The sequence below is a fragment of the Actinomadura macra NBRC 14102 genome, from assembly GCF_001552215.1.
Classification (GTDB): Bacteria; Actinomycetota; Actinomycetes; order Streptosporangiales; family Streptosporangiaceae; genus Spirillospora; species Spirillospora macra.
Genome location: NZ_BCQT01000017.1, coordinates 334346 through 358832, shown reverse-complemented (window position 1 = coordinate 358832; position 24487 = coordinate 334346). Strand labels below are relative to the sequence as shown.

At 71.2% G+C, this 24487-nt stretch carries 25 protein-coding genes; 16 read left to right on the top strand and 9 right to left on the bottom strand.

Annotation, left to right across the window (positions count from 1 at the left end):
• Positions 1 to 150: 150 nt before the first annotated feature.
• Positions 151 to 864 (top strand): ABC transporter ATP-binding protein, encoded by a 714-nt coding sequence (locus AMA02S_RS27730; protein ID WP_245667863.1) that lies wholly within the window; start codon positions 151 to 153, stop codon positions 862 to 864.
• Positions 864 to 3614, top strand: a complete 2751-nt coding sequence (locus AMA02S_RS27725; protein ID WP_067463317.1) for a fumarate reductase/succinate dehydrogenase flavoprotein subunit — start codon at positions 864 to 866, stop codon at positions 3612 to 3614. Before AMA02S_RS27730 ends, AMA02S_RS27725 begins: the two co-directional genes overlap by 1 nt.
• Here the strand turns inward: AMA02S_RS27725 and AMA02S_RS27720 are convergent.
• Positions 3598 to 4362, bottom strand: coding sequence for an adenosylcobinamide-GDP ribazoletransferase (locus AMA02S_RS27720; protein ID WP_067463312.1), 765 nt, complete (start codon positions 4360 to 4362; stop codon positions 3598 to 3600). The two genes, AMA02S_RS27725 and AMA02S_RS27720, sit on opposite strands and share 17 nt — an antisense overlap.
• Positions 4359 to 5303 (bottom strand): bifunctional adenosylcobinamide kinase/adenosylcobinamide-phosphate guanylyltransferase, encoded by a 945-nt coding sequence (locus tag AMA02S_RS44360; RefSeq protein ID WP_067463309.1) that lies wholly within the window; start codon positions 5301 to 5303, stop codon positions 4359 to 4361. The genes AMA02S_RS27720 and AMA02S_RS44360 overlap by 4 nt, the downstream gene beginning before the upstream one ends.
• An 88-nt stretch (positions 5304 to 5391) precedes the next feature.
• Between AMA02S_RS44360 and AMA02S_RS27710 the strand changes: the two genes are divergently transcribed.
• Both AMA02S_RS27710 and AMA02S_RS27705 read left to right on the top strand, forming a co-directional pair.
• Positions 5392 to 6270: a DsbA family protein gene (locus AMA02S_RS27710; RefSeq protein ID WP_067463306.1), complete on the top strand. Its 879-nt coding sequence runs from the start codon at positions 5392 to 5394 to the stop codon at positions 6268 to 6270.
• A 72-nt stretch (positions 6271 to 6342) separates the two neighbouring features.
• A complete protein-coding gene (locus AMA02S_RS27705; RefSeq protein ID WP_369688409.1) occupies positions 6343 to 6522 on the top strand; it encodes a hypothetical protein in 180 nt (59 codons plus the stop codon).
• Between the two features lie 105 nt (positions 6523 to 6627).
• On the opposite strand, the gene AMA02S_RS27700 is transcribed toward AMA02S_RS27705, so the two are convergent.
• Complete coding sequence (locus tag AMA02S_RS27700) at positions 6628 to 7629, bottom strand: aldo/keto reductase family protein (RefSeq protein WP_067463300.1); 1002 nt, start codon at positions 7627 to 7629, stop codon at positions 6628 to 6630.
• A 40-nt stretch (positions 7630 to 7669) separates the two neighbouring features.
• On the bottom strand, positions 7670 to 8245 hold the full coding sequence (locus tag AMA02S_RS27695; protein ID WP_067463297.1) for a DUF3043 domain-containing protein: 576 nt from the start codon (positions 8243 to 8245) through the stop codon (positions 7670 to 7672).
• A 132-nt stretch (positions 8246 to 8377) separates the two neighbouring features.
• Between AMA02S_RS27695 and AMA02S_RS27690 the strand changes: the two genes are divergently transcribed.
• From AMA02S_RS27690 to pspAB (AMA02S_RS27665), 6 genes are all read left to right on the top strand, one after another.
• Positions 8378 to 9187 carry a PspA/IM30 family protein gene (locus tag AMA02S_RS27690; protein ID WP_218005135.1) on the top strand — a complete coding sequence of 270 codons (810 nt, stop codon included), beginning with the start codon at positions 8378 to 8380 and terminating at the stop codon, positions 9185 to 9187.
• Positions 9184 to 9462 (top strand): PspA-associated protein PspAA, encoded by a 279-nt coding sequence (gene pspAA, locus AMA02S_RS27685; RefSeq protein ID WP_067463289.1) that lies wholly within the window; start codon positions 9184 to 9186, stop codon positions 9460 to 9462. The genes AMA02S_RS27690 and pspAA overlap by 4 nt, the downstream gene beginning before the upstream one ends.
• Positions 9463 to 9573: 111 nt before the next feature.
• Positions 9574 to 10491, top strand: coding sequence for a zinc metalloprotease HtpX (gene htpX, locus AMA02S_RS27680; protein ID WP_067463288.1), 918 nt, complete (start codon positions 9574 to 9576; stop codon positions 10489 to 10491).
• The gene (gene pspAB, locus AMA02S_RS27675; protein WP_067463287.1) at positions 10491 to 11060 is read left to right on the top strand and encodes a PspA-associated protein PspAB; all 570 of its coding nucleotides are present in this window, start codon (positions 10491 to 10493) and stop codon (positions 11058 to 11060) included. The genes htpX and pspAB (AMA02S_RS27675) overlap by 1 nt, the downstream gene beginning before the upstream one ends.
• 91 nt (positions 11061 to 11151) lie before the next feature.
• A complete protein-coding gene (locus AMA02S_RS27670) occupies positions 11152 to 12066 on the top strand; it encodes a M48 family metalloprotease (RefSeq protein ID WP_067463280.1) in 915 nt (304 codons plus the stop codon).
• Positions 12067 to 12070: 4 nt separating this feature from the next.
• A complete protein-coding gene (gene pspAB / locus AMA02S_RS27665) occupies positions 12071 to 12682 on the top strand; it encodes a PspA-associated protein PspAB (protein ID WP_067463277.1) in 612 nt (203 codons plus the stop codon).
• A 13-nt stretch (positions 12683 to 12695) separates the two neighbouring features.
• Here the strand turns inward: pspAB (AMA02S_RS27665) and nadA are convergent, their stop codons facing one another.
• Positions 12696 to 13850, bottom strand: coding sequence for a quinolinate synthase NadA (gene nadA, locus AMA02S_RS27660; protein WP_084265644.1), 1155 nt, complete (start codon positions 13848 to 13850; stop codon positions 12696 to 12698).
• A gap of 237 nt (positions 13851 to 14087) precedes the next feature.
• Between nadA and AMA02S_RS27655 the strand changes: the two genes are divergently transcribed.
• Positions 14088 to 14450: a HesB/IscA family protein gene (locus AMA02S_RS27655; protein WP_067463274.1), complete on the top strand. Its 363-nt coding sequence runs from the start codon at positions 14088 to 14090 to the stop codon at positions 14448 to 14450.
• Positions 14451 to 14616: 166 nt separating this feature from the next.
• Positions 14617 to 15603, top strand: a complete 987-nt coding sequence (locus AMA02S_RS27650; protein ID WP_067463271.1) for a carbohydrate kinase family protein — start codon at positions 14617 to 14619, stop codon at positions 15601 to 15603.
• Between the two features lie 114 nt (positions 15604 to 15717).
• On the opposite strand, the gene AMA02S_RS27645 is transcribed toward AMA02S_RS27650, so the two are convergent.
• A complete protein-coding gene (locus AMA02S_RS27645; RefSeq protein ID WP_084265643.1) occupies positions 15718 to 16008 on the bottom strand; it encodes a sulfurtransferase TusA family protein in 291 nt (96 codons plus the stop codon).
• The gene (locus tag AMA02S_RS27640; RefSeq protein WP_067463268.1) at positions 16005 to 17183 is read right to left on the bottom strand and encodes a cysteine desulfurase family protein; all 1179 of its coding nucleotides are present in this window, start codon (positions 17181 to 17183) and stop codon (positions 16005 to 16007) included. Before AMA02S_RS27640 ends, AMA02S_RS27645 begins: the two co-directional genes overlap by 4 nt.
• A gap of 164 nt (positions 17184 to 17347) precedes the next feature.
• Here AMA02S_RS27640 and ctaC point away from each other — a divergent pair, with 164 nt between their 5' ends.
• The 4 genes from ctaC (at position 17348) to AMA02S_RS27620 (ending at position 21631) form a co-directional block, all read left to right on the top strand.
• Entirely contained in the window at positions 17348 to 18142 is a 795-nt protein-coding gene (gene ctaC, locus AMA02S_RS27635; protein WP_067463267.1) for an aa3-type cytochrome oxidase subunit II, read from the top strand.
• Positions 18139 to 19806 carry an aa3-type cytochrome oxidase subunit I gene (gene ctaD / locus AMA02S_RS27630; RefSeq protein WP_067463264.1) on the top strand — a complete coding sequence of 556 codons (1668 nt, stop codon included), beginning with the start codon at positions 18139 to 18141 and terminating at the stop codon, positions 19804 to 19806. Before ctaC ends, ctaD begins: the two co-directional genes overlap by 4 nt.
• Before the next feature lie 2 nt (positions 19807 to 19808).
• Positions 19809 to 20219 (top strand): cytochrome c oxidase subunit 4, encoded by a 411-nt coding sequence (locus tag AMA02S_RS27625; protein ID WP_067463262.1) that lies wholly within the window; start codon positions 19809 to 19811, stop codon positions 20217 to 20219.
• A 182-nt stretch (positions 20220 to 20401) separates the two neighbouring features.
• Positions 20402 to 21631 (top strand): L,D-transpeptidase, encoded by a 1230-nt coding sequence (locus AMA02S_RS27620; protein WP_067463259.1) that lies wholly within the window; start codon positions 20402 to 20404, stop codon positions 21629 to 21631.
• A gap of 158 nt (positions 21632 to 21789) precedes the next feature.
• Here the strand turns inward: AMA02S_RS27620 and AMA02S_RS27615 are convergent, their stop codons facing one another.
• Positions 21790 to 23154 carry a M48 family metallopeptidase gene (locus AMA02S_RS27615; RefSeq protein WP_067463253.1) on the bottom strand — a complete coding sequence of 455 codons (1365 nt, stop codon included), beginning with the start codon at positions 23152 to 23154 and terminating at the stop codon, positions 21790 to 21792.
• On the bottom strand, positions 23151 to 24452 hold the full coding sequence (locus AMA02S_RS42195) for a hypothetical protein (RefSeq protein ID WP_067463250.1): 1302 nt from the start codon (positions 24450 to 24452) through the stop codon (positions 23151 to 23153). The genes AMA02S_RS27615 and AMA02S_RS42195 overlap by 4 nt, the downstream gene beginning before the upstream one ends.
• Positions 24453 to 24487 lie beyond the last annotated feature (35 nt).

Sequence of the window (24487 nt, the reverse complement as noted above, 5' to 3'; positions counted from 1 at the left end):
GGGGAGTGGGGGGTCGCCCCCCCACATGTTGACATGAGCGGCGAAGCCGGCCGGGGGGAGTGGGGGGTCGCTCCCCCACATGTTGACACGCGCGGCGAAGCCGGGCGGGGGGTGTGGAGGGTCGTCCCTCCGCAGGCTGAGCGGGGCGCGGTGTCCCTGCGAACCGAGGGGGTGACGCTCGGGTACGGCGGCCGTGTCGTCGTCTCCGGGCTGAACCTGGCGGTCGCGGCGGGAGAGGTCCTGGTCGTGGTCGGCCCGTCCGGCTGCGGCAAGTCCACGTTGCTGCGGGCGTTCGCCGGGCTGCTGCCGGCGGTGTCGGGGCGCGTTCTCGCCGACGGCGAGCCGGTCACGGGCACCTCCGCCGACCGCGCGCTCGTCTTCCAGGACGACGCGCTGCTGCCCTGGCGGTCGGCCCGCCGCAACGTCGAGCTGGCGCTGTCGCTGCGCGGCGTCCCGCGTTCCAAGCGCCGCGCGGCGGCCCTGCAATGGCTCGATCGGGTCGGGCTCGGCGAGGCCGCGGACCGGCTGCCGCGCGAGTTGTCGGGCGGGATGCGGCAGCGCGTCCAGCTCGCCCGGACGCTCGCCGCCGCGCCCCGCGCCGTCCTCATGGACGAGCCGTTCGGCGCCCTGGACGCGCAGACCCGTGCGGCGATGCAGCGCCTGCTCCTGGACGTCCTCGCCGACACGCCCGCCACCGTCGTGTTCGTCACGCATGACGTGGACGAGGCGCTGCTGCTGGGCCACCGGGTCGTGGTGCTGGGCGCGGCGGGCGTCACCGCGGAGTTCCCGGTCCCCGCGTCCCGTGACCTGGTCCTCGCGGCGCTGGGCGCGCCCGAGGCGCGCATCCAGAAAGAAGTGGTCTGATGGAGATCCCGTCCATGGCGGAGCGGCGCGAGCTGAGCTGCGATGTGCTGGTCGTCGGCGGCGGCACCGCCGGGACGATGGCCGCGATCACCGCGGCCGAGCACGGCGCGTCGGTGCTGCTGCTGGAGAAGGCGCACGTCCGGCACTCCGGTGCCCTCGCCATGGGGATGGACGGCGTGAACAACGCGGTCATCCCCGGGAAGGCCACCCCCGAGGACTACGTCGCCGAGATCACCCGGGCCAACGACGGCATCGTCAACCAGGCGACCGTCCGGCAGACCGCGACCCGCGGCTTCGCGATGGTGAAGCGCCTCGAACGCTACGGGGTGAAGTTCGAGAAGGACGAGCATGGCGAGTACGCGGTCCGCCGCGTTCACCGGTCGGGGGCCTATGTGTTGCCCATGCCGGAGGGGAAGGACGTCAAGAAGGTCCTGTACCGGGTGCTGCGGCAGCGGTCCATCCGGGAGAAGGTCCAGATCGAGAATCGTGTGATGCCTGTGCGCGTCCTCACGTCCGGTGGGCGCGCGGTGGGGGCCGTGGGGTTCGACACCCGCACCGGTGAGTTCGTCACCGTGAAGGCCGGAGCGGTGATCCTTGCGACGGGTGCGTGCGGACGGCTCGGCCTGCCCGCGTCCGGCTACCTGTACGGAACGTACGAGAACCCCACCAACGCCGGTGACGGGCACGCGATGGCCTACCACGCGGGCGCGGAGCTGAGCGGAATCGAGTGCTTCCAGATCAACCCGCTCATCAAGGACTACAACGGTCCTGCGTGCGCGTACGTCGCCAACCCGTTCGGCGGGTACCAGGTCAATGCCGAGGGCACGCGCTTCGTGGACTGCGACTACTGGTCCGGGCAGATGATGTCCGAGGTCAAACGCGAGATCGACTCCGCGCGCGGTCCCATCTACCTCAAGCTCACCCACCTGCCCGACGAGACGCTGAGCGCGCTCGAAGGCATCCTGCACACCACCGAGCGGCCGACCCGTGGCACCTTTCACAGCGGCCGCGGCCACGACTACCGCACCCACGACGTGGAGATGCACATCTCCGAGATCGGCCTGTGCGGCGGCCATTCCGCGTCGGGCGTCTGGGTGGACGAGAACGCCCGCACCACGGTGCCCGGCCTGTACGCGGCGGGTGACCTGGCCTGCGTCCCGCACAACTACATGATCGGCGCGTTCGTCTTCGGTGATCTGGCCGGCGCCCACGCCGCCACCCATCACGGCGCGGGCCGGGACGCCGCGCCGCTGCCCGAGCACCAGATCGCGATGGCACACGAGCTGATCTACCGGCCGCTCCGTCACCCGGACGGGCCGCCGCAGCCGCAGGTGGAGTACAAGCTCCGCCGTTTCGTCAACGACTACGTCGCCCCGCCGAAGACCCGGGCCAAGCTCGACATCGCCGTCGAGACGTTCACCCGCATGGAGGCGGAGATCGCGGCGATGGGGGCGCGGACCCCGCACGAGCTGATGCGCTGCGCCGAGGTGTCGTTCATCCGCGACTGCGCGGAGATGGCCGCCCGCTCGTCCCTGACCCGCACCGAGAGCCGCTGGGGGCTCTACCACGACCGCGCCGACCTGCCCGAGCGCGACGACGCGTCCTGGATGTACCACCTGAACCTGCGGCGGCGGGACGACGGGGCGATGGAGTTCGTCAAACGCCCGGTCGCGCCCTACCTGGTGCCGGTCGAGGAGTTCACCGTCCCGCCCGCGGGCGAACCGGTCGTCCTGGTGCCGCCGGCGGCGCCCGCTCCGGTCGCCGCCGGCGGGCCCGCCGGGAACGGCCGGGACGCGCGTCCGGCCATGGCCATCGGCCGCTCCCCGCGGCTGCTGGAACTCCAGCGGTTGGCCGAGACGGAGCCGCCCGTCGAGGCGATCACCCCCTATCTGGACGACCCGGACCCGAAAGTCCGCCGCGCGGCGGTGGCCACACTGACCGAGGTGGCCCCCGACGGTGTCGCCGGCGCCCTCGCCGTCGCGCTCGCCGACGGCCACGGCTCCGTCCGCCACGCCGCCGCGACGGCACTGCGGGAGCTGGTCGAGGTGCTTCCCCCGACCCGGGAGGTGCAGGGTGCCCTGTCCGGCGCCCTCGCCAGCCAGGACGCGCAGGTGCGCGCGGCCGTCCTGGACGTGCTGCGCGCCCTGCGCCTCGGTCTCCCGGAGGTGTTCCGCGACGCCCTGCTCGACCCCGACCACCGCGTCCGCCTCCAGGCCGTCCGCGGGCTGGTCTCGCATGACGCGGCCGGGGTGGTCGCGCGGGCCGCCCGCGATGCCTCCCGGGAGGTGCGGGTGGCGGTCGCGCACGGGCTCGGCACGATCGGCGAACCGGCCGCCGGCGACGCGCTCGCCACGCTCGTCCGGGACGGGGACGATCTGGTCAGGGCCGCCGCACTTGAGTCCCTCGCGGGCATCGGGTGCCCGCCGCCGCTCGATGCCCTGGCCGCCGACGCCCTGCACGACCCCGCCTGGCAGGTCCGGGCGGGCGCGGCCCGCGGCCTGGCCCCCGCCGCCCCGGAGATCGCCGCCGGGCCGCTGGTCAAGGCGCTGGACGATCCGCACCTGGACGTCCGCAAGGCCGCCGTCATCTCGCTGTCCGATCACCTGCGGTCGGCCCGTCTGCTGCACGGCGACTCCGCCCTCTCCGAGGTCGCCGACGCGCTGGGACGGGCCCGGACGGACCCGGACGCCGATGTCCGCGCCTACGCGCGCCGGGGCCTGGCCGCTGGTGCGGTCAGCGGGCCAGGGTGATCAGGGCGGCGGTCGCGGCGATCTCGACCAGGGCGCCGAGGACGTCGCCGGTGACACCGCCCAGCCGACGGACGGCGTGATGCAGCAGCAGGACCGCGGCGGCCACGCCGATGACGACCGCGGCGGCGGCGCGCAGACCACCGCCGGCGCCGCCGGGACCGGCCCCGGCGGCGCCGGCGGCCACGACGGTGGCGGCCGTCACCAGCAGGGCCGCCCGAGGGGGGACGGTCCCCGCCACCAGGGCGCCCAGCCCGCCGGGCCGGGCCGCGGGGACGCCGGCGCGGCACGCCCAGGGGAGCGCCAGGCGGCCCGTGACGGCGGCGATGAGCGCGGCGGTGACCGCGTGCGGTGCGGAGGCCAGGGCCGCGACCTGGACGAGCATGGTCAGCAGCAGCGCCACCACGCCGAACGGGCCGATGTCGGACCGCTTCATCACCGCGAGCGCCTCGGCCGCGGGACGGCCGCTGCCCAGGCCGTCGGCGAGGTCGGCCAGGCCGTCCAGATGGAGGGCGCGCGTGATGACCGCCGTGGCGGCCACGGCCAGGGCCGCGCGGAGGAGGGGCGACAGCCCCAGCGCATCGCCCAGGAGCAGGACCAGCGCGGCTGCCCCGCCCGTGATCAATCCCACCGCGGGTGCGACCAGCATGGCGGTGCGGGCGGTGCCCCGGTCCACCCCCTCGCCGTGGTCGCCTGCGCGGAGCGGGACGATCGTGAGGAGAGTGATCGCCAGCCGCGGCCCCGCCGTCACGACAGCTCCGTGACGCGCCCCGCCACGACCAGCGCCGACTCCTCGGACTCCGCCGCGAGCCGCTGGTTGAGGTGGCCGAGCAGATCGCGGAACGTCCGTCCCGACGGTGTCGCCGGCACCAGGGAGAGCCCGACCTCGTCGGTGACCGCGACCACGTGCGCGCGGGTCCGCCGCCAGGCGGCGACCAGGTCGTCGAGCCGGGGCCGCACCCGCGAGGGGTCGTCCCAGGCGCCGGCCTCGTCGATCGCCGCGGTGAGCCAGGTGCCGATGCCGTCCACCAGCACCGTGCCCGACGCCGCCTTGAGGGCGCCGGCGAGGTCGGTGGTCTCGACGGTCCGCCACCACGCGGGGCGGCGGCTTCGGTGCGAGGCGATTCGCGCGGCCCATTCGGGGTCGTCGTCGCGGATCGCGGCGGTCGCCACGTACGTCACGTCCGGGCACGCGGCCAGACGGAGCTCCGCCTCGGCCGACTTGCCCGACCGGGCACCGCCCAGCAGCAGTGTCCGGAAGGAGCCGGCTGGGGGATGCCTCCAGAACGCCATACGGCGCTCCAGCTCGGCAGGAGAGGAGATGCGGTGGTCAACGTGTACGGCCATGACCTTCGTCTTGGACGTGGCCGCACCCCGGTGGCGCAGATGACCCAGGTGCTCTGGCGAACCGACCAGGTCCAGCAGGACGGCGTCGTACTCCACGTCCGCGACGGGTTCGGGGGTCGTCCCCGGCGCGGACGCCACCAAGGCGCGCCCGCCGCTCGGGCCCGTCACGTCGTAGCCGCCGGGCACGAGCGCGCGGGCGCACTCCTCCAGCGGCAAGCCGTCGATGAGGATGCTGGCCGGTTCGTGCCGGATCCCGGCGAGGCGCAACCGGTTGCAGGACGCGCAACCGCAGCCGGTAGCGGGCCATCCCCGCGGACCGGCGAAGGCGCGAAGCTCGATATTCATGTCGATCGGAACTCTACGGCCGCCCTGGAGAGGGGTCTTCGCTGGATACCCTCGCCTGGAAGTTCGCGCCGTCCTCTGAGGAGACCCGGTGGGCAATCCCCCGAACACACCGTGGCCGCAGCAGCCGGGCCCGCCTTACGGGCCGCCGCCCTCCATGCCGCCGGGAGGCCACGGCCCGGGCTGGCCGCCTGGCCCGGTCGGCCCGGTCGGCCCGGTCGGCCCGGTCGGCCCGCCGCCCCGGCGGAACGGGGCCGGGCTGGCTATCGCCCTCGCCACCGGCGGGCTGGTGCTCGTCCTGATCGTGGTGGCGGCCGTCGTGCTCGCCGCCCGGGACGACGACGGCGGCGGAGGTGGGGGAGGCGGGGCGCAGGCCCGGCCGAAGGCCGGCGAGATTAAGGGCGGTGCGCTCGCCACCCCCGGGCCCGACGGCAGCCTCACCATGGCGCGGCCGGGAGTCACCGGACCCGTCGTCGACGTCTACGAGGACTTCGCCTGCCCGCACTGCGGCGCGTTCGACCGCATGCACGACCCGATGCTCAAGGACCTTGCGGTCTCCGGCCGCGCGAAGGTGGTCTTCCGCCCGGTCGTGATCTTCGGTTCGACCAACGAGCCCGCGCACAGCAACTCGCTGCGCGCGGCCGCGGCTCTGCGCTGCGTGCCGGACGGCGCACGCTGGCTCTCCTACCAGGACGCGCTGTACGCGCACCAGCCGCCGTCCCTGAACGACAAGGGCTATGCCACGTCCGACCTCGTCTCCTATGCCGTGCCGTTCGGGCTGACCGGCGACGGCTTCAAGAAGTGCGTGACGAGCCAGCGGCACGCGAGCGAGGTCACGACGGTCAGCCAGGGGTATATCGCGGCCGGTCTCCAAGGCACGCCCAGTGTGCGGGTCAACGGGCGCATGCTCAGCTCGACCGAGACGGCCAGCCCCGAGACATTGCGCCGCGCGATCGAGGCCGCGTCTTGATCGGATGACGCCGTCGAGGCACTAGTCTCACCGCGACGAGGGAGGTCGAGAGCGATGGCGTGGAGCTGGCGTTTGGAGAGGGCCGACGGGCGGCCGGCGGGGGTGTCGGAGGAGACCTTCTCCACCCAGGCGGACGCGGAGAGCTGGCTGGGCGAGAACTGGCGCGGCCTGCGCGCCGACGAGGTCGACAAGGTGACGTTGCTGGACGGCGAGACGGTCGTGTACGGGATGAGCCTGGACGACCCCGTGTGACACGCGGCGCCGGGCATGCCGCTTGTCCCGGGCGCCGCCCGGCGAGACGGACGGCAAGGCCGAGCACACCGGGCCGCGGGGTCGTGGACCCCGCGGCCCTCATGTTCAGGGGCGCGAGCTCGGGCTGACCGTCTTCGACGGGTCGCGGACGACCGCGTCGCCGAGCACCTCGTCGATGCGCTTCAGCACGTCGGCGTCCAGCTTGACCCCGGCGGCCTTCACGTTGTCGGCCACCTGCTCAGGACGTGACGCCCCGACGATCGCCGCCGACACGTTCGGGTTCTGCAGCGTCCAGGCGATGGCGAGCTGCGCCATCGACAGCCCGAGGTCGTCGGCGATGGGTCGCAGGTTCTGCACGCGAGTCAGCACGTCGTCGTTCAGGTAGCGCCTGATCATGTCGGCGCCGCCCTTGTCGTCGGTGGCGCGCGACCCCTCCGGCAGCGGCTGCCCCGGCTTGTACTTGCCGGTGAGCACGCCCTGCGCGATCGGCGACCAGACGATCTGCCCGATCCCCTCGCGCTCGGACAGCGGGACGACCTCCTCCTCGATGACCCGCCACAGCATCGAGTACTGCGGTTGGCTGGAGATGATCCGGTCCAGGCCCATCTCGTCCGCGATCTTCAGAGCGCGTTCGATCTCCTCGGCGCGCCACTCCGAGACGCCGATGTAGAGCACCTTGCCCTGCCGGACGAGGTCGTCGAACGCCTTGAGGGTCTCCTCCAGCGGCGTCTCGTGGTCGAACCGGTGCGCCTGGTACAGGTCGATGTAGTCGGTGCCGAGCCGGCGGAGCGAGCCGTCGATCGACTCGATGATGTGCTTGCGGGACAGGCCCCGGTCGTTCTGGCCGGGGCCGGTGGGCCAGAAGACCTTCGTGAAGATCTCCAGCCCCGCACGGCGCTGCCCCTTGAGCGCGCGCCCCAGGACCTCCTCGGCGCGCGTGCCGGCGTACACGTCCGCCGTGTCGAAGGTGGTGATCCCCTCGTCGAGGGCCGCCCGCACGCAGGCGCGCGCGGCGTCCTCCTCGACCTGGGAGCCGTGGGTGAGCCAGTTGCCGTACGCGATCTCGCTGATCTTCAGACCGCTCCGGCCCAAGTATCGGAACTCCATGGTCACGAACCCTAGCCGGACGTGGATCGGGACAGTCCGGTCAGACCTTGTCCTTCTCGCCCGGCTTGACCATCGGGGCCGGCATCCGCAGCCGGCGGATCTGCATGGCGCGCATGGCGGCGTACAGCCCGACGCCCCGGGTGTCCTCATCCGGGTGGCGTTCCGCAGCGAGCCTCTTGATGCCCCGGCTCAGGAACACGCCCTCGGCGAGCACGATCAGCAGCACCACCGGCGGGGCGAACAGCCCCAACAGCCGCGCGGCGGGGATCGGCATCAGGCTGAGGATCACGATCGCGAACAGCGCGTACATGAGGTACGAGCCGAAGGTGCGGCGTGCGTCCACGTAGTTGCGGGCGAGCCTGCGGACGGGGCCCTTGTCCCGCTTGAGCAGGTACTTCTCCTCGCCCTTGGCCATGCCCGCGCGGGCTCGGACACGCTCGTCGGCCTGCTTCGCCCTGACCTTCTTGTATGCCTCCTTGCGGGAGGCGGGGGCGGTGATGGGCTGACGACGGCGCTTCTCGGCCTCACTGCGCTTCGGCGTGGGGCGGCCCTTTCCTCCCGGCTTTACTACCTGAGGAGGATTCGCCGGGGCTTCCGGGGTACGACGCTTGAACACGGGCTCAGCCTACCGGCTGCGAACATCGTGGCTGCCTCGCGCGTTAACGCGTAGGGTGATAAGAACCCCAGCAGTGGTCATTGAGCCCAGTTTGTGACTGAGGCGACAGCACGAAGGGACCGGCGCCGCGCGATGAGCGTGATGAAGCGAATGTCGATGATCTTCAAGTCCAAGGCGAACAAAGCCCTGGACCGGATGGAGGATCCTCGCGAGACGCTCGATTACTCCTACCAGCGCCAGCTGGAGATGCTGCAGAAGGTCCGTCGGGGGGTCGCCGACGTCGCCACCTCGCGCAAGCGTCTTGAGCTGCAGATCAACCAGCTTGAGGGCCAGCAGAACAAGCTGACCGAACAGGGCAAGAAGGCGTTGCAGGTGGGCCGCGAGGACCTCGCCCGCGAGGCGCTCACCCGCCGTTCCGGGCTGGACAGCCAGCTGAACGACCTGCGCGCGCAGTACCAGCAGCTCCAGGGCGAGGAGGAGAAGCTCACGCTCGCCTCCCAGCGGCTGCAGACCAAGGTCGACTCGTTCCGCACCCGCAAGGAGACGATCAAGGCGACCTACACCGCCGCCGAGGCGCAGACGAAGATCAACGAGGCGTTCTCCGGCATCTCCGAAGAGATGGGCGACGTGGGTCTGGCGATCCAGCGCGCCGAGGAGAAGACCGAGACGATGAAGGCCCGCGCCGGGGCGATCGACGAGCTGCTGGCGTCCGGCGCCCTGGAGGACTTCTCCGGACCCAAGGACGACATCCAGGCCGAGCTCGACCGGATGGGTTCCGGGCCGGGTGTCGACCTGGAGCTGGAGCGGCTCAAGGCCGAACTGGGCCAGGGCCCCGCGCCCAAGGAGCTGAACCAGGGGTCGCCCACCGCGCAGTCCCAGCAGCAGCCGCACGACACCCCGCAGCAGGCCCCGTGGCCGCAGAAGCCGGGGGGTGCCCAGTGATCGTCCGCCTGATGGGCGAGGGCCAGCTGGACGTGGCGGCCGACGACCTGTCCGCGCTGAACACGCTCGACGCCGAACTGGAGTCGGCGATCGAGTCCGGCGACGAGGCGGCCTTCCGCTCCGCGCTGCACGCGCTGCTGGACAACGTCCGGAAGGTGGGCACCCCCCTGCCGGCCGACAGCCTGGCGCCGTCCGAGCTGATCCTCCCCCCGGCGGACGCGCACATCGACGAGGTCCGCTCGATGCTGGGCGACGAGGGGCTGATCCCCGACTAGCGGGGGGACCGTCGCCGGCCGGTCGTGGGACCGCTCCACCGCCGGTTCAGGCACAAAACCCGGGTCTCGTGCGTTCCTACAAAGTGAATGGGGAGAACTGGGGGATTCGGAATGGCCCAGACGCGTTACGCCTCCGACCGAGGGCTGACGTCACGCATGCTCGTGACCATGTTCCTGCTGGGGCTGGTCTACGTCGTCTTCGTGTCGGCGTTCTTCGTCGTCGCGCCGAAGTTCGGTGTGATCGCGCTGGGTGTCGCGGTGCTGTTCCTGCTCGCCCAGTACTTCTTCTCCGACCGGCTGACCATGTTCGCCATGCACGGCCGGGAGGTGTCCGTAGAGGAAGCGCCCGAGCTGCACGGCGTCATCGACCGCATCTGCGCCATGTCGGATGCGCCGAAGCCGAGGGTCGCGATAGCCGACACCGACCTGCCCAACGCGTTCGCCACCGGCCGCAACCAGAAGAAGGCCGTCGTCTGCGTCACGACCGGGCTGCTGCGCCGGCTCGACCCGGTCGAACTGGAGGGCGTGCTCGCGCACGAGATGGCCCACGTCGCGCACAAGGACGTCGCGGTCATGACGATCGCCTCGTTCCTTGGCATCTGCGCCGGCCTGATCACCCGGTTCGGTCTGCAGTGGGGCCTGTGGGGCGGCTTCAACCGCCGGGACGGCGACCAGAACACCGGGCTCGTCCTGCTCGCGGTGGTCGCGGTGAGCGCCGTCGCGTACGCGATCAGCTTCCTGCTCACCCGGGCGCTGTCGCGCTACCGGGAACTGTCGGCCGACCGGGCCGCCGCGCTGCTCACCGGCCGCCCGTCCGCGCTGGCCAGCGCGCTGACGAAGGTCTCCGGCGAGATCGCACGGATCCCCACCAACGACCTGCGTTCCGCCCAGGCGTTCAACGCCTTCTTCTTCACCCCGGCGTTCGGCAAGGGCTTCAGCATCTCCTCGCTGTTCTCCACCCACCCGCCGCTGGACCGGCGGCTCGCGCAGCTCTCGGCGATCTCCGACCAGCTCAGTAGGGGAGCCTGATGGGATTTCTGGACACGCTGCTCGGCCGGTCCAAGCCGGTCAAACCCGATCTCGACCGGCTGTTCGCGCTGTCCACCGCCGCGATCACGCTGGAGGCGGCGACCGGATTCACGCCCACCGGGCTCGGCTCGGTGTGCTTTCGCGCCGCCGAGGGGGGCGCGTTCGCGCGGCTCCAGCGCGACGTCCAGGAACTGCTGGACGCCGACGAGGGCCCCAAGGTCAAGATCAGCACCGACTCCTACGGCTACACCTGGCTGCTCGCAGAACATCCGCCCGAGCAGTTGCCCGATCTGGTCACCGACCTGCACGCGGTGAACGCGACACTGGAGTCCGGCGGTTTCGGGCCGCATCTGCTGTGCTCGCTGGCCGGTTTCACCGGCCCCGACGGGCAGCGGCTCGCGCTGGTCTACCTCTACAAGCGCGGCACCTTCTACCCGTTCGCTCCGCTGCCCGGCGACAAGCGCGACAACGCGCTGGAACTCCAGGTGCGCGGCGCCGTCGGTGCCGACCTGCCGTTCGAGGACGACCTCGGCCGCTGGTTCCCCGTCTGGGGCGCGCCGGGCCTCTGACCGGCCCCTGACCGGCCTGTTCGCCCCCCTGTCGAGTTCTTCTGTGTCATGCGACGCTGATCGTCCCGAGCGACCGCCCTAACGTCGGATCATGGGGCCCACGCGCGACGCGCCCGACTCCGGGCTGACCTGGCGGATGCTCGCCACGATGACCCTCGTCACCCTCGTCTACGCGGCGGCGGTGCTGCCCGCGTTCCTCGCGGGTCCGGTGTGGGGCACCGCCGCGGCGGCCGTCGCCGTCGCCCTCGCGGTGGCGTCGTCCCGGTGGGCGGACCGGCTGGCGCTGTACGCGATGGACGCGCGCCTCGTCGACCCGAGCGAGGAACCGGAGCTGCACGCCGTCCTGGACCGGCTCTGCATGTCCTCGGGGTTGCCGAAGCCGCGCCTGGCCGTCTCCGCGCTCGACATCCCGAACGCCTTCGCCGCCGGGTCGGGGCCCGGCTCGGCGGTGGTGTGCGTCACCGACGGGCTGCGCGACCGCCTGGAACCGGCGGAGGTCGCCGCGGTGCTCGCCCACGAGACCGCGCACGTGGCCAACCGGGACGTGCTCGTCACGGCCGTCGCCTCCTTTCCGGCCCTGGTCGCCGGCCTTTTCCTCGGCTGGTGGACGGACCTGTTCCGCGGGGGCGGGCAGGGCACCATGGCCGGGGTCGTGTGGACCGGCGGGCTCGTCCTGCTGCCGGTCGCGGCGGCGGCGGCCCTGCTGCACGGCGCGGGGACGCTGGTGGGGCTCGCCCTGTCCCGGCACCGGGAGCTGTGCGCCGACTCGACGGGGGCGCTGCTGACCGGCCGTCCCGCCGACCTCGCCTCGGCCCTCGGCAAGGTCGACGACGGCCTGCGGGACGCGTCCCGGGACGATCTGCGCGCGCTGCGCCCCGTGCGGGCCCTCTGTGTGGCGGCGGCGCGCGGTGAGGGCGCCGCCGGGCTGCTGTCCACCCACCCGACGCTGGCGCGGCGCACGGAGCGGCTCACCGCGATCTCCCGTCGGCTCGCGAGCGGGGGCTGAGGCGGTGGGCCTCCTGGACGGCCTGCTCGGCCGTCCCGCGCCCGCCGCGCCCGACCTGGACGGGCTGTTCGCCCTGCCCGCCGCCGCGGCGGCCCTGGACGCCGCGACCGGCTTCACCGCCACCGGCGGCGGCGCCGTCTGCCACCGTCTCGTGGAGGGCGGCCCGTTCGGCGCGTTCGGGCGGGCGCAGCGCGAGGCGGCCCGGCTGCTCGGACTCTCCAGCGCCGGGAACCAGACCCGCGAAACCGGGACGAGCCGAGGCCCCCACGGCTGGGGATGGGCGCACGTCATCCGCCCATCCGGGGCTCTCGACCGGCTCGTGAGCGACCTGCACCTGGTCAACGCCACCTTGGCCGCCGCAGGATACGGCCCTTACCTGCTGTGCACGGTGGTGTGCTTCCGCCAGGGCGACTCCTCCCGGCGGCTGTTCCTCGTCCACCTGCACGGACGCGGGACGTTCTACCCCTTCGCGCCCAGCGCGTCCCAGGGGCCGGGGGATCGGGGGCGCCGCGACAACGCCTTGGAGAGGCGTGCCTGCGACTCCCTCACCGATGAACTGCCCGTCGAGCAGGACACGGCCCGCTGGTTCCCCCTGTGGGATGTCCCCGGCCTGTGAACCGCCCAGAAGCTCACGGCAGGGCGAGCATCTGGTCCAGGGCCACCCGCGCGTAGCGGGCGGTCTCCTCGTCCACCTGGATGACGTTCTCGACCTCGCCGCGCACCAGGGACTCCAGCGACCACACCAGGTGCGGCAGGTCGATGCGATTCATCGTCGAGCAGTAGCAGACGGTCTTGTCGAGGAACATGACGTTCTTGTCCGGGTGGGCACCCGCCAGCCGCCGGACGAGGTTCAGTTCCGTGCCCACCGCCCAGGAGGAGCCGGGCTCGGCCGCCTCGATCGTCTTGATGATGTACTCGGTCGACCCGATCTGGTCCGCGGCGGTGACGACCTCGTGCCGGCACTCGGGGTGGACGAGCACGTTGACGCCGGGCACGCGGGCGCGGACGTCGTCCACCGACTCCTTGCTGAACCGGCCGTGCACCGAGCAGTGGCCGCGCCAGAGGATCATCTTGGCGTCCTGTAGCTGCCGCTGCGTCAGCCCGCCCTCGCGGCGGTGCGGGCTGTAGACGACGCAGTCGTCCAGGGAAAGCCCCATCTCCAAAACGGCGGTGTTGCGGCCGAGGTGCTGGTCCGGCAGGAAGAGGACCTTCCTACCCTTGGAGTAGGCCCAGTCCAGGGCGCGCTTGGCATTGGACGAGGTGCAGACCACGCCGCCGTGCCGTCCGACGAAGCCCTTGATGTCGGCCGAGGAGTTCATGTACGTGACGGGGACGACGTCATCGGCGATCCCGGCGTCCTCCAGGACGTCCCAGCACTCCTCGACCTGGTCGAACGTCGCCATGTCGGCCATCGAGCAGCCCGCGCCGAGGTCCGGCAGGATCACCCGCTGGTGGCCGGCGGTCAGGATGTCGGCCGACTCCGCCATGAAGTGCACACCGCAGAACACCACGTAGGGCGCGTCGGGCCGCGCCGCCGCCTGCTGGGCGAGCTTGAACGAGTCGCCGGTGACATCGGCGAAGCGGATGACCTCGTCGCGCTGGTAGTGGTGGCCGAGGACGAACACCCGGTCGCCGAGCGCGGCCTTCGCGGCGGCGGCGCGCTCGACCAGCAGCGGATCGGACGCGGGCGGCAGCTCGCCGGGACAGTCCACACCACGCTCGCTGGCCGGGTCGGCGCCGCTGCCGAGCAGCAGCAGCGGAAGATCACGCACTGGAGTGGTCACGGGAGTCTCCCTCCTGCGACGGGGACTTATCGTCGCTTTGACGACTAATCATGGCACATCCGGCGGAGTCCGGCGGTGTGACGTAGACCGCACCTGCCAGGGGAGTTAAACCGGGCGGATAAGCGGAATGGGCCTGTAGCGAGGTACGTTGTCCTAACAAAGAGAGGTCGTTCGACGTCCTCGGAACAAGCGACAGTTCGCCGCACCCGCGGCGCGGCAGACCCGGGAGCTGAACACATGACGGTTTCAGGCGAGACGACGCAGGAGACCACGCAGCAGGGCGTCATCATCACCGACGCCGCCGCCGAGAAGGCCAGGGGCCTGCTCGAGCAGGAGGGCCGTGACGACCTTGCGCTGCGTGTCGCCGTGCAGCCGGGAGGCTGCTCCGGTCTGATTTACCAGCTCTTCTTCGACGAGCGGGAGATGGACGGGGACCAGATTCAGGACTTCGGCGGCCTCTCGGTCCGGGTGGACCGGATGAGTGCCCCCTACCTGACCGGCGCCACCATCGACTTCGTCGACACGATCGAGAAGCAGGGGTTCACGATCGACAACCCCAACGCCTCGGGCTCCTGCGCCTGTGGCGACTCGTTCAACTGAGCGCGGCTCAAGCGTCACGCAAAGGGCGGCCCGGACACTGGTTCCGGGCCGCCCTTCGCCGTCGCGGGGTGCGTGCGGCGGCGACGTGTGGTCCGATGGGAAGTAGTCTTTTCCGGGTTGAACAGCCGGTGAACAGCCGGACGACCACGACGAGGAGAGCGACGCCGTGCGCATCGCCGTGACTGGCTCCATTGCCACCGACCATCTGATGACCTTCCCCGGAAGGTTCACCGATCAGCTCTTGCCCGATCAACTCGATCAGGTGTCGCTGTCGTTCCTGGTGGACGAGCTGGAGATCCGCCGCGGCGGCATCGCCGCCAACATCTGCTTCGGGATGGGAAGCCTCGGCAAGGGCTCGATCCTCGTCGGTTCCGTCGGCGACGACTTCGCCGACTATCGCTCCTGGCTCGACCGGCACGGGGTGGACACCGGCTCGGTGCACGTGTCCGAGCTACATCACACCGCCCGGTTCCTGTGCACCACCGACCAGGACCAGAACCAGATCGCCACGTTCTACGCCGGCGCGATGAGCGAGGCCCGCTCGATCGAGCTGGGCCCGGTCGCCGACCGCGTCGGCGGCCTCGACCTCGTCGTGGTCAGCCCCAACGACCCCGAGGCCATGCTCCGGCATACCGACGAGTGCCGTGTCCGGGGCATCCCGTTCGCCGGCGACCCGTCCCAGCAGCTCGCCCGGATGGACGGCGCGGATGTCCGCCGCCTGATCGACGGCGGCGTGTACCTGTTCACCAACGAGTACGAGAAGGCCCTCTGCGAGGAGAAGACCGGCTGGACCGGCGAGGAGATCCTGTCCCGCGTCGGCGTCCGCGTCACCACCCTCGGAGCCAAGGGCGTCGTCATCGACCGTAAGGGCGAGGAGGGCCTGCACGTCCCCGCCGTGTCCGTCGAGACCGTCGTCGACCCGACCGGTGTCGGCGACGCCTTCCGCGCCGGGTTCCTGTCGGCCACCGCCTGGGGCCTGCCCCTGGAGCGCGCCGCGCAGGTGGGCAACGCCATCGCCGCACACGCCCTGGAGGCCGCGGGCCCGCAGGAGTACACCCTGTCCCGCCAGGCGTTCCTGGACCGCTTCGCCACTGCCTACGGCACCGACGCCGCCGGCGAGGTCGCCCCCCACGTCATCTGCCCCAACCCGTAGCCCGGGCACAAGCAAACCGAACGGCCGCGTCCGACAGGACGCGGCCGTTCACTTTCTCAACCGGCAAAGCCCGTTTCTCAACAGCCTCCCGACCGGCGAGGGAAGGCGGCGCCATCAATACGTGCGGCGGATGTGGAAGCCCCAGCCGCCTTGCTGGAGGGCCTCCTCCCAGACGAAGTCCTGGGATTTCATGCGGCACCAGGCGGGGACGTCGGTGCGGGCGGCGGCGTCGTCGGCGAGGACGGCGACGATCTCGCCGACCGGGACCTCGCGGATGCGTTCGGCGAGCATGATGATCGGGATGGGGCATTTGCGGCCGAGCGCGTCGATGACCAGTACCGGCGGTGGCCCCGCCGGCTCGGGGGGGGACGGCTCCTCGCTCTTGGCGCGGCCTCGGAACCTCATGGGCGCGACCGCCTCCCTGTCTCTAGCGTGTCCGACGTCGACCGGCGCAGCCGGGCGACGATGCCGGGGAGGACGGCGAGGAAACGCTCGACGTCCGCGGGATTGGTGCCCCGCGGCAGCGATACCCGCACGTTCCCATGGGTAATCACTCCCATCGCCTCCAGCACGTGACTGGGTCGCAGCGTATCCGCCGTGCACGAGCTACCCGAGGAAACCGCGAAACCCAACCTGTCCAGTTCGGTGAGAAGTGCCTCACCCTCCACGTAGAGGCAGGAGAAGGTGACCAGGTGTGGGAGTCGCCGGTCGGGGTCGCCGACGATCTCGACATCGGGGACATCGCGGGCGACGCGTTGACGGATCAGGTCGACGAGCGCGGACAGGCGGGGCGCCTCGTCCGCCATGTCGGCCCGGTACGCCTCCAACGCGGCGGACGCGGCGGCGACGGCGGGGACGTTCTCGAACCCGGGGACGCGGCGTCCTTCGCGTTCGTCGGCGGGCAGGGGGGAGCGCCACCGGGTGCCCTTGCGGATCACGAGGACGCCGACGCCCGCGGGGCCGCCCCACTTGTGGGCGCTGCCCGCGAGGAAGGACCAGCCATCCGGGACGTCCGTCCGGCCGAGTGACTGGGCGGCGTCGACGACCAGAGGCACGTTCGCGGCGCGGCACCGGGCGGCGACCTCGGCGATGGGCTGGAGGGTGCCGACCTCGTGATTGGCCGACTGGAGGCACGCGAGCGCGGTGTCCGGGCGCAGGGCCGCGGCGTACCGGGCCGGGTCGACCCGGCCGGTCCGGTCGACGCCGACGGTGGTGACCTCGCCTCCGTCGTGCTCGTGCAGTTCGGCGGCATGCAGCACGCTGGAGTGCTCGACGGCGCTCACCACAAGGTGGCGCCCGACCCGCCGGCGCGCCTGGAGCCCCCCGAGGACCGCCAGGTGCACCGCCTGGGTGCCCGAAGAGGTGAACGACACCTCGTCCGGACGGGCGCCCAGGACGCCGGCCACGCGCGCGCGGGCCCGGTCCAGCAGCATGCGGGTGCTCCGGGCCGTCCCGTAGAGCCTGGCGGGATCGGCCCAACCCGCGTCCAGCGCCTCCAGCAGCGCCGACCGGGCCGCCGGATGCGGCGGCTCGGTGGAGGCGGCGTCGAAGTACGAGCCCGGCGCGCTGAAGTCGGCCACGCCAGAACACTAACCGGGCACCCGATCGGGGGTTCGCGCGACCCTCGCGCTAGGGTGTCCACCACACGTGTAACAAGTGTTCTCACCCGCCCGGCCGACCGGGCTTTCATCCGTGGGGAAGGCATTCCGTGAGTCCGACCCGCTCTAGGGAGCGGCGTACGCCTGTGCGCAGTCGCCGCGCGTTGAGAAGTGCCGGCGCGCTAGGGCTGCTGGCGCTGACCGCCACCGCGTGCAGCGGTGAGGCATCCCGCCTTGGCATGCCCGAGCCGATCGGTCCCCAGGCAGAGCGCATGCTGAAGCTCTGGCAGGGGTCCTGGATCGCGGCGTTCGCCGTCGGGGCCGTCGTCTGGGGCTTGATCATCTGGGCGGTGCTGTTCCACCGCAAGCGCTCCGATGACCTGCCGCCGCAGGTGCGTTACAACATGCCGATCGAGATCCTGTACACGGCGGTCCCGTTCGTCATCATCGCGGTGCTGTTCTTCTTCACCGTCCGGGACGAGGACTACGTCGAGAAGACCACGAAGAACCCAGCGGTCGTCATCGACGTCACGGGCTTCCAGTGGAGCTGGCAGTTCGACTACAAGGAGAAGGTCGGCGGTCAGGAGAAGACCGTCGCTTCCGTGGTCGGCCAGCCGGTCTCGCCGAACGCCTCCACGGGCGCCAAGCCGGTCATGACGATTCCGTCCGGCAAGACGGTCCGGGTGCGGTTGCACTCCAACGACGTCATCCACTCGTTCTGGGTTCCGGCGCTCCTCTACAAGAAGGACGTCATGCCGGGCTACACCAACGAGTTCGAGTTCACCGCGGACAAGCCGGGCACCTACGAGGGCCGCTGCGCCGAGCTCTGCGGCGTCGACCACAGCCGGATGCTGTTCCAGCTGCGGGTCGTGCCGCCCGAGCAGTACGCCAAGTTCATCGCCGATTCGAAGGCCGCACTGGCCGCGGGGGGTGCCCAGTGACCACGATCAGTCACGCACCGAGCGCGCCGGTCGCCGCGTCGCGGACGAGCAAGGGGCGCATCCTCGCCTCGTGGATGTCGTCCACCGACCACAAGGTGATCGGCTACCTCTACCTGATCACGTCGTTCGTGATGTTCCTCTTCGGCGGTGTGCTCGCGCTGGTGATGCGCGCCGAGCTGTTCCGGCCGGGGCTGCAGGTCGTGAGCAACGAGCAGTTCAACCAGCTGTTCACCATGCACGGCACGATCATGCTGCTGATGTTCGCGACGCCGCTGTTCGCCGGTTTCGCCAACGTCATCATGCCGCTGCAGATCGGCGCGCCGGACGTGGCCTTCCCGCGGATGAACATGCTGGCGTACTGGCTGTTCCTGTTCGGCAGCCTGATCGTCATCGCGGGCTTCCTGACCCCCGGGGGCGCGGCCAGCTTCGGCTGGTTCGCCTACGCCCCGCTGTCGGACGCGGTCCGTTCGCCGGGCGTCGGCGGCGACATGTGGGTGATGGGCCTGGCGATGTCGGGCTTCGGCACGATCATGGGCGCGGTCAACTTCATCACGACGATCCTGTGCATGCGCGCTCCGGGCATGACGATGTTCCGGATGCCGATCTTCACCTGGAACATCCTGCTGACCTCCATCCTGGTGCTGCTGGCGTTCCCGGTGCTCGCCGCGGCGCTACTGGCCCTGGAGGCCGACCGCAAGCTCGGCGCGCACGTGTTCGACGCCGCGCACGGCGGGGCGCTGCTGTGGCAGCACCTGTTCTGGTTCTTCGGGCATCCGGAGGTCTACATCATCGCGTTGCCCTTCTTCGGCATCGTGACCGAGATCCTCCCGGTGTTCAGCCGCAAGCCCGTGTTCGGCTACATCGGCCTGGTGTTCGCGACGATCAGTATCGCGGGCCTGTCGGTGACGGTGTGGGCGCACCACATGTTCGTGACCGGCCAGGTGCTGCTGCCGTTCTTCTCGTTCATGACGTTCCTCATCGCCGTGCCCACGGGGGTGAAGTTCTTCAACTGGGTGGGGACGATCTGGCGAGGACAGCTGACGTTCGAGTCGCCGATGCTGTGGTCGCTCGGCTTCCTGGTGACGTTCCTGTTCGGTGGTCTCACCGGCGTCATCCTGGCGTCGCCGCCGATGGACTTCCAGCTGTCGGACTCCTACTTCGTCGTGGCGCACTTCCATTACGTCGTGTTCGGCACCGTGGTGTTCGCGATGTTCGCGGGCTTCTACTTCTGGTGGCCGAAGTGGACCGGCAAGATGCTGAACGACACCCTCGGGAAGATCCACTTCTGGATGCTGTTCATCGGCTTCCACGGCACGTTCCTCATCCAGCACTGGCTGGGCGCCGAGGGCATGCCGCGCCGGTACGCCGACTACGCCAGCGAGTTCCAGGGCCTGAACGAGGTCTCGACGATCTTCTCGTTCATCCTCGGCCTGTCGATGCTGCCGTTCTTCTACAACGTGTACATCACGGCGAAGAAGGGCAAGCGGGTGGAGGTCGACGACCCGTGGGGCTACGGGTCCTCGCTGGAGTGGGCGACGACGTGCCCGCCACCGCGGCACAACTTCAACTCGATCCCGAAGATCCGCTCGGAGCGGCCCGCGTTCGACCTGCACCATCCGCACGTCGGTGCCAAGGGCGAGTTGGCCGGGACGAGGGGGGAGTAGCAATGCGCGTCCAGGCGTTCATGTTCTATGGTTGCGCGGTTTTCTTCCTCGCCACCGATGTCGTGTACTGGCTGTGGTCCGGTGACTGGACGGGCACGACCGCTCTGGCCCTCGCCATCGGCCTCGCCGGACTGATCGGCTTCTACATCCACTTCACCGTCCGGCGCCTTGAGCGGGCCAACAACGGCCCGCTGTACGAGGACGACCCGGACGGCGACATCGCCGACGCGGCCGGGGAGCTGGGTTTCTTCAGCCCGCACAGCTGGTGGCCGCTGTACCTGGCGTTGGCGGCGGCGTCTGTGGCGCTCGGCGTGGTGTTCGGCTGGTGGCTGGTGATCCTCGGTGCCGCCGCGGTCATCATGGCGACGATCGGTCTGGTCTTCGAGTACTACCGGGGTCATTTCGCCCACTGAGCAGTAAAAGAAGCCCAAGAGGGGCCGGTGCCGACATTTTTGTGGGTACCGGCCTTTTCATCTGGGCGTCGTTCCCGCTACCGGGCTGGGCAGACGATTCACTCGCCCAGCGGACGACCGGGGGGTCCACAGTGCGGGTCGGTGGCTCAGGACCAGAAGGCCGGGGAAGGCGGGCTGCCGCGGTGCTCGCCGGTGCGGCGCTGGCGGCGGGGGCCGCCGCCGCGTGCTCCGGCGACAACGCCGCGGACGGAAAGGACGCCGTCGGCCTCGCAGTGATGCCGGGAAGCGGCGGCGCGCTCAGGCCGGACGGCCAGATCGCCGTCCGGGCGCGCAGCGGCACAATCGAGAATGTCACGGTTTCGACCAGAGGGACCCCCGTGGAGGGCGACCTCAGCGCGGACAGGACGCAATGGCGTTCGCGCTGGACGCTCGACCCGGGCCAGAACTACACGGTGAGCGCCACGGCCGTCGGCAAGGACGGCAAGAGCCGGACGGTCGGCAGCCGGTTCGTCACCGCGGCGGTGAAGAAGACGGTGAAGGCGGACCTGGAGGCGCCGTTCCACAAGGAGACGGTAGGCGTCGGCATCCCGATCATCCTGAAGTTCGCCGGAAAGGTCACCGACAGAGCGGCGGTGGAGCGTGCGCTGGAGGTGCGCTCTGACAAGCCCGTCGAAGGTGCCTGGCACTGGTTCCAGAGCGACGAGGGGCCGCAGGTGGTGTTCCGTCCCAAGCAGTACTGGCCCACGCACACCAAGGTGAGCTTCCGGGCCCATCTGAGCGGTGTCCAGACCGCTCAGAACGTGTACGGCGGGAAGAACCACACCGTCGACTTCCAGGTCGGTGATGAGCATCTCTCCACGGTTGGAGAGGACAGTCACAAGATGGTGGTGAGGTTCAACGGTAAGAAGGTGCGGACGATCCCCACCAGCATGGGGCGGGGCGGGGTCCGCAAGTACACCACCACCAACGGCATCCACCTGGCGATGGCGAAGAAGGACCCGACCGTGATGACGTCGGAGTGGGAAGGGTGCGGTCCCGGTTGCGCCGGGTACTACAGCCTGACCGTGTACAAGTCCGTGCAGATCTCCGGCAGCGGCGAGTACGTCCACAGCGCGCCGTGGTCGGTCGGCAGCCAGGGGCATGAGAACGTCAGTCACGGCTGCATCAACATCAGCCCGTCCAACGCCGCCTGGTTCTACAAGCACGCCTACCGGGGCGACCCGGTGACGGTGACGGGAACGAGCCGGCCTCTGGAACCGGACAACGGCTGGGGCTTCTGGCAGATGAACTGGAACGACTGGGTGAAGGGCAGCGCGCTCAAGCGCTCGGTGACCACCGCCCCACACGTCGACGCGGCCACCCTGTCGGCCGAGTCGGCCAAGGGCACCGAGAAGGGCGGAGAGCGCAACTGAGGAATCACCCGTCCGAACCTCAGCATTCAACAACCAAAACGTTGCGATCGCGTGCGAAGCCAGTTCCGAGCTTGCGAGGAACTGATCGCGCAGCGAGCCCTCCAGGGCGAGTCGAAAGCGATGCAGCGATCGCCGCGGTGCCCGTTGAAGGAGGGCGTTCAGCGCCCGACGCCGAGGGCAACGCCATGAATACGAGCCCAGTTCCTCGCCATGGCGATGCGGTCGGGGGCGGCGGGGTGGGTCAGCCACAGCAGGTATTCGAGGGCGTCGGGGTTCAGGTCGGAGATGTTGCGTACGGACAGCTCGTGCTGCATCGACACGAACGTCGACGGGTCGCGGGTGAGGTCGAGGGCGTGCGCGTCCGCGCGGGCCTCGATGCGCCGGCTGACGAGGTTCTGGACGGGTGTGCCGATCTGCGTCCCGGCGGCCACCAGGGCCAGGAGGAGTGCCAGGGACCGCGGGTTCGCGGCCCCGGCTCCCTTCGAGTTCCCGGCGGCGTTCGAGTTCCCGGCGGCGTTCGAGCCGTCCGGTGCGCCGTCCGGTGCCTCCTGGGGGACCCCGGCCCGCCGCAGGAGCCGCGGAGAGGTCAGCAGCAGGTGCAGGAGGCAGATGGCTCCGGCGACGCCCAGGGCGCCCACGAGCGTGCCCCACAGGACGTCGTTGCGCTTGGCGTGGCCGAGTTCGTGCCCGACGATCGATTCGATCCGCGCGGGCGGTGATTTCAGCAGCGTGTCGTACAGGACGATCCGCCGCGTGGACCCGAACCCGGACACGTAGGCGTTCAGCGAGGTGGTCCGGCGGGAGGCGTCGGCGACCAGCACGTCTTTCACGGGCACCTGGTCCCGGTCAGCCATGGCGAGCAGGTCGGTGCGCAGCTGTCCCTGCGGCAGCTTGTGGAACTTGTTGAACACCGGCTCGACCGCGATGGGGTAGAGGAACGAGACGGCGACGACGAGCGCGAACCCGCCCGCGGCGGCCCCGGCCCACCAGTAGCGAGGGAAGCGGCGCATCAGCGCGTAGAGCAGCAGCAGCGCGATCGTGTAGATGACCCAGGTGACGGCGAGGGATTTGAGGTGGTCGAGGAACCATTCCGGCCATTCCTGGGTGGAAAGCCCGTAGCGGCGCAGGACGGACTCGCTCCAGATGTCGAAGGGGAGTCCGGCCAGCCGCAGCAGCGTGGTCAGCGCGACGGCGGCGACGGTCACCCGCAGCGGCCACCGGCGGACCCTCGCCGTCGTCCAGCCGATGAAGCGTGACCCGAGCGGCGTGAAGCCGAGGACGAGGATCAGTACCAGCCCGGTGAGGAGGCCGGCGTAGGCGGGCGGGTTGACGGCCGAGTCGAACGCCCGGGAACGGGCGATCTCGGCGGGGGAGAAGTCCAGCCCCGGGTCGGCCTTCACAGGGCCGCCCGGCACGTCACCGGGCAGTGGGTTCCAGGGAGTGGTGAGCACCAGCAGGGCGCCGACGGCGGCGAACAGCACGGTGGCGGCGACCGCGGCCGCGATCCGGGGGCGTCGGCTCAATGGAGCTCCTTCTTCAGGTAGTCGCGCCACTGGGCGGTGAAGCGGTCCCGGGTGAGTCCCAGCACGTCCCGCAGCGCGGTCGCCTCCGGGACGCGCCCCGCGGTCCGGTACAGCCGCACCAGCGTCGCCTCACCGTACCGGCCGGCGACCATCCGGCAGGCGAGCCAGGACTCCTGGTAGGCCCGCGAGAGCCGCGGCGAGGTGCCGGCGAACGCGTCCGCGTCCGGCAGCGCGGCCGGCGCGCGCCCGGCGGCCATCTCGCGGGCCAGTTCGCGGGCGGCCGAGCGGACGCCGACCTTCGCCCGGGAGTAGCCGACGTAGTCCGCGAAGCCCTCGATCAGCCACAGCGGGGTGGTGCGGTCGCGGGCCCCGCCGGTGGCGACGTGGGTGAGCTCGTGGGTGAGCACGACGTCCCGGCCGAGGGCGTTGAGCCGGCCGAAGGTCGCGGGGGAGACGATGATGCGGTCCTCGCCGTGGCCGCCGCCGGCGGACGGGGCGACGGTGGCGAGCGCCGCGACCTCGCCGAGGTCCGGTCCCTGGCCGGCGAGGGCGGTGGCGAGTCGCGGGCCGGTGGGGACGAGGGCGACGGCCCGCTGCGCCCAGCTCCTGCCGAGGACGCCGGTGACGACGGGCACCGCGGCGTCCAGCCGTCCGGCGATGCCGTCGAGCCCGGCGGCGTCCCCGATGACGAGGACCGTCCGCCCGCGGGCGACGGTGAGGGCCCCGCCGTCCCAGATGTCGGCGTCGTCGTCGAGCCCGTGCGACGAGCCGTCCCCGACGATCACCCAGCGGCCGGAGCGGGGCCCCAGCGCCAGGTAGCGGGTGCGGGCGACCTCGGCGCGGTCGAAGCCCCGCAGCTTGTAACGCACCTCCACGCGGACGACGGTGACGCCCGTCTCGTCGTCGGTGAGCTGCGTGCGGACGAGGCGTTCGCGCCAGCCGTCCAGGGGGAGCTTGCGGAGGTTGTCGTAGACGCGGGACTGCGCGTCCTGAAAGGCGGGGGGCGCGGAGCCGATGGTGGCCAGGAACGCCGTGCGGTCACCCTCGGCGACCGCACGGGCGCGGTTGGCGAGGATGGTGCCGGCCAGCTCCGGATGGTACGCCCCGGCTGCTCTGGTCGCCCCGGTCGAGGGGCCTTGGGAGCCGGACGAGCGCGCCCGCACGAAGCCCGCGGTCCCGGCGGCCAGGAGGGCGGCGCCTCCTGCGCCGAGGCCGAGAAGCCTGCGGCGGGAGAGGGCGCCCCCCTCGGCAACGCTCTCCAGAGCGTCGCGTTCCACCTGGCCGGCACCGTCCTCCATGCGCGCGATCCTATTCAGCGCGTCGGGGGAGAGGG

Coding starts and splice junctions, on each gene's coding strand:
- pspAB (WP_067463287.1), top strand. CDS start 10,491: ATGGGATTTCTGGACACGCTGCTCGGCCGGTCCAAGCCGGTCAAACCC.
- htpX (WP_067463288.1), top strand. CDS start 9,574: ATGGCCCAGACGCGTTACGCCTCCGACCGAGGGCTGACGTCACGCATG.
- AMA02S_RS42195 (WP_067463250.1), bottom strand. CDS start 24,452: ATGGAGGACGGTGCCGGCCAGGTGGAACGCGACGCTCTGGAGAGCGTT.
- AMA02S_RS27725 (WP_067463317.1), top strand. CDS start 864: ATGGAGATCCCGTCCATGGCGGAGCGGCGCGAGCTGAGCTGCGATGTG.
- AMA02S_RS27670 (WP_067463280.1), top strand. CDS start 11,152: ATGGGGCCCACGCGCGACGCGCCCGACTCCGGGCTGACCTGGCGGATG.
- AMA02S_RS27645 (WP_084265643.1), bottom strand. CDS start 16,008: ATGAGGTTCCGAGGCCGCGCCAAGAGCGAGGAGCCGTCCCCCCCCGAG.
- AMA02S_RS27625 (WP_067463262.1), top strand. CDS start 19,809: ATGCGCGTCCAGGCGTTCATGTTCTATGGTTGCGCGGTTTTCTTCCTC.
- AMA02S_RS27700 (WP_067463300.1), bottom strand. CDS start 7,629: ATGGAGTTCCGATACTTGGGCCGGAGCGGTCTGAAGATCAGCGAGATC.
- AMA02S_RS44360 (WP_067463309.1), bottom strand. CDS start 5,303: ATGAATATCGAGCTTCGCGCCTTCGCCGGTCCGCGGGGATGGCCCGCT.
- AMA02S_RS27690 (WP_218005135.1), top strand. CDS start 8,378: ATGAGCGTGATGAAGCGAATGTCGATGATCTTCAAGTCCAAGGCGAAC.
- AMA02S_RS27655 (WP_067463274.1), top strand. CDS start 14,088: ATGACGGTTTCAGGCGAGACGACGCAGGAGACCACGCAGCAGGGCGTC.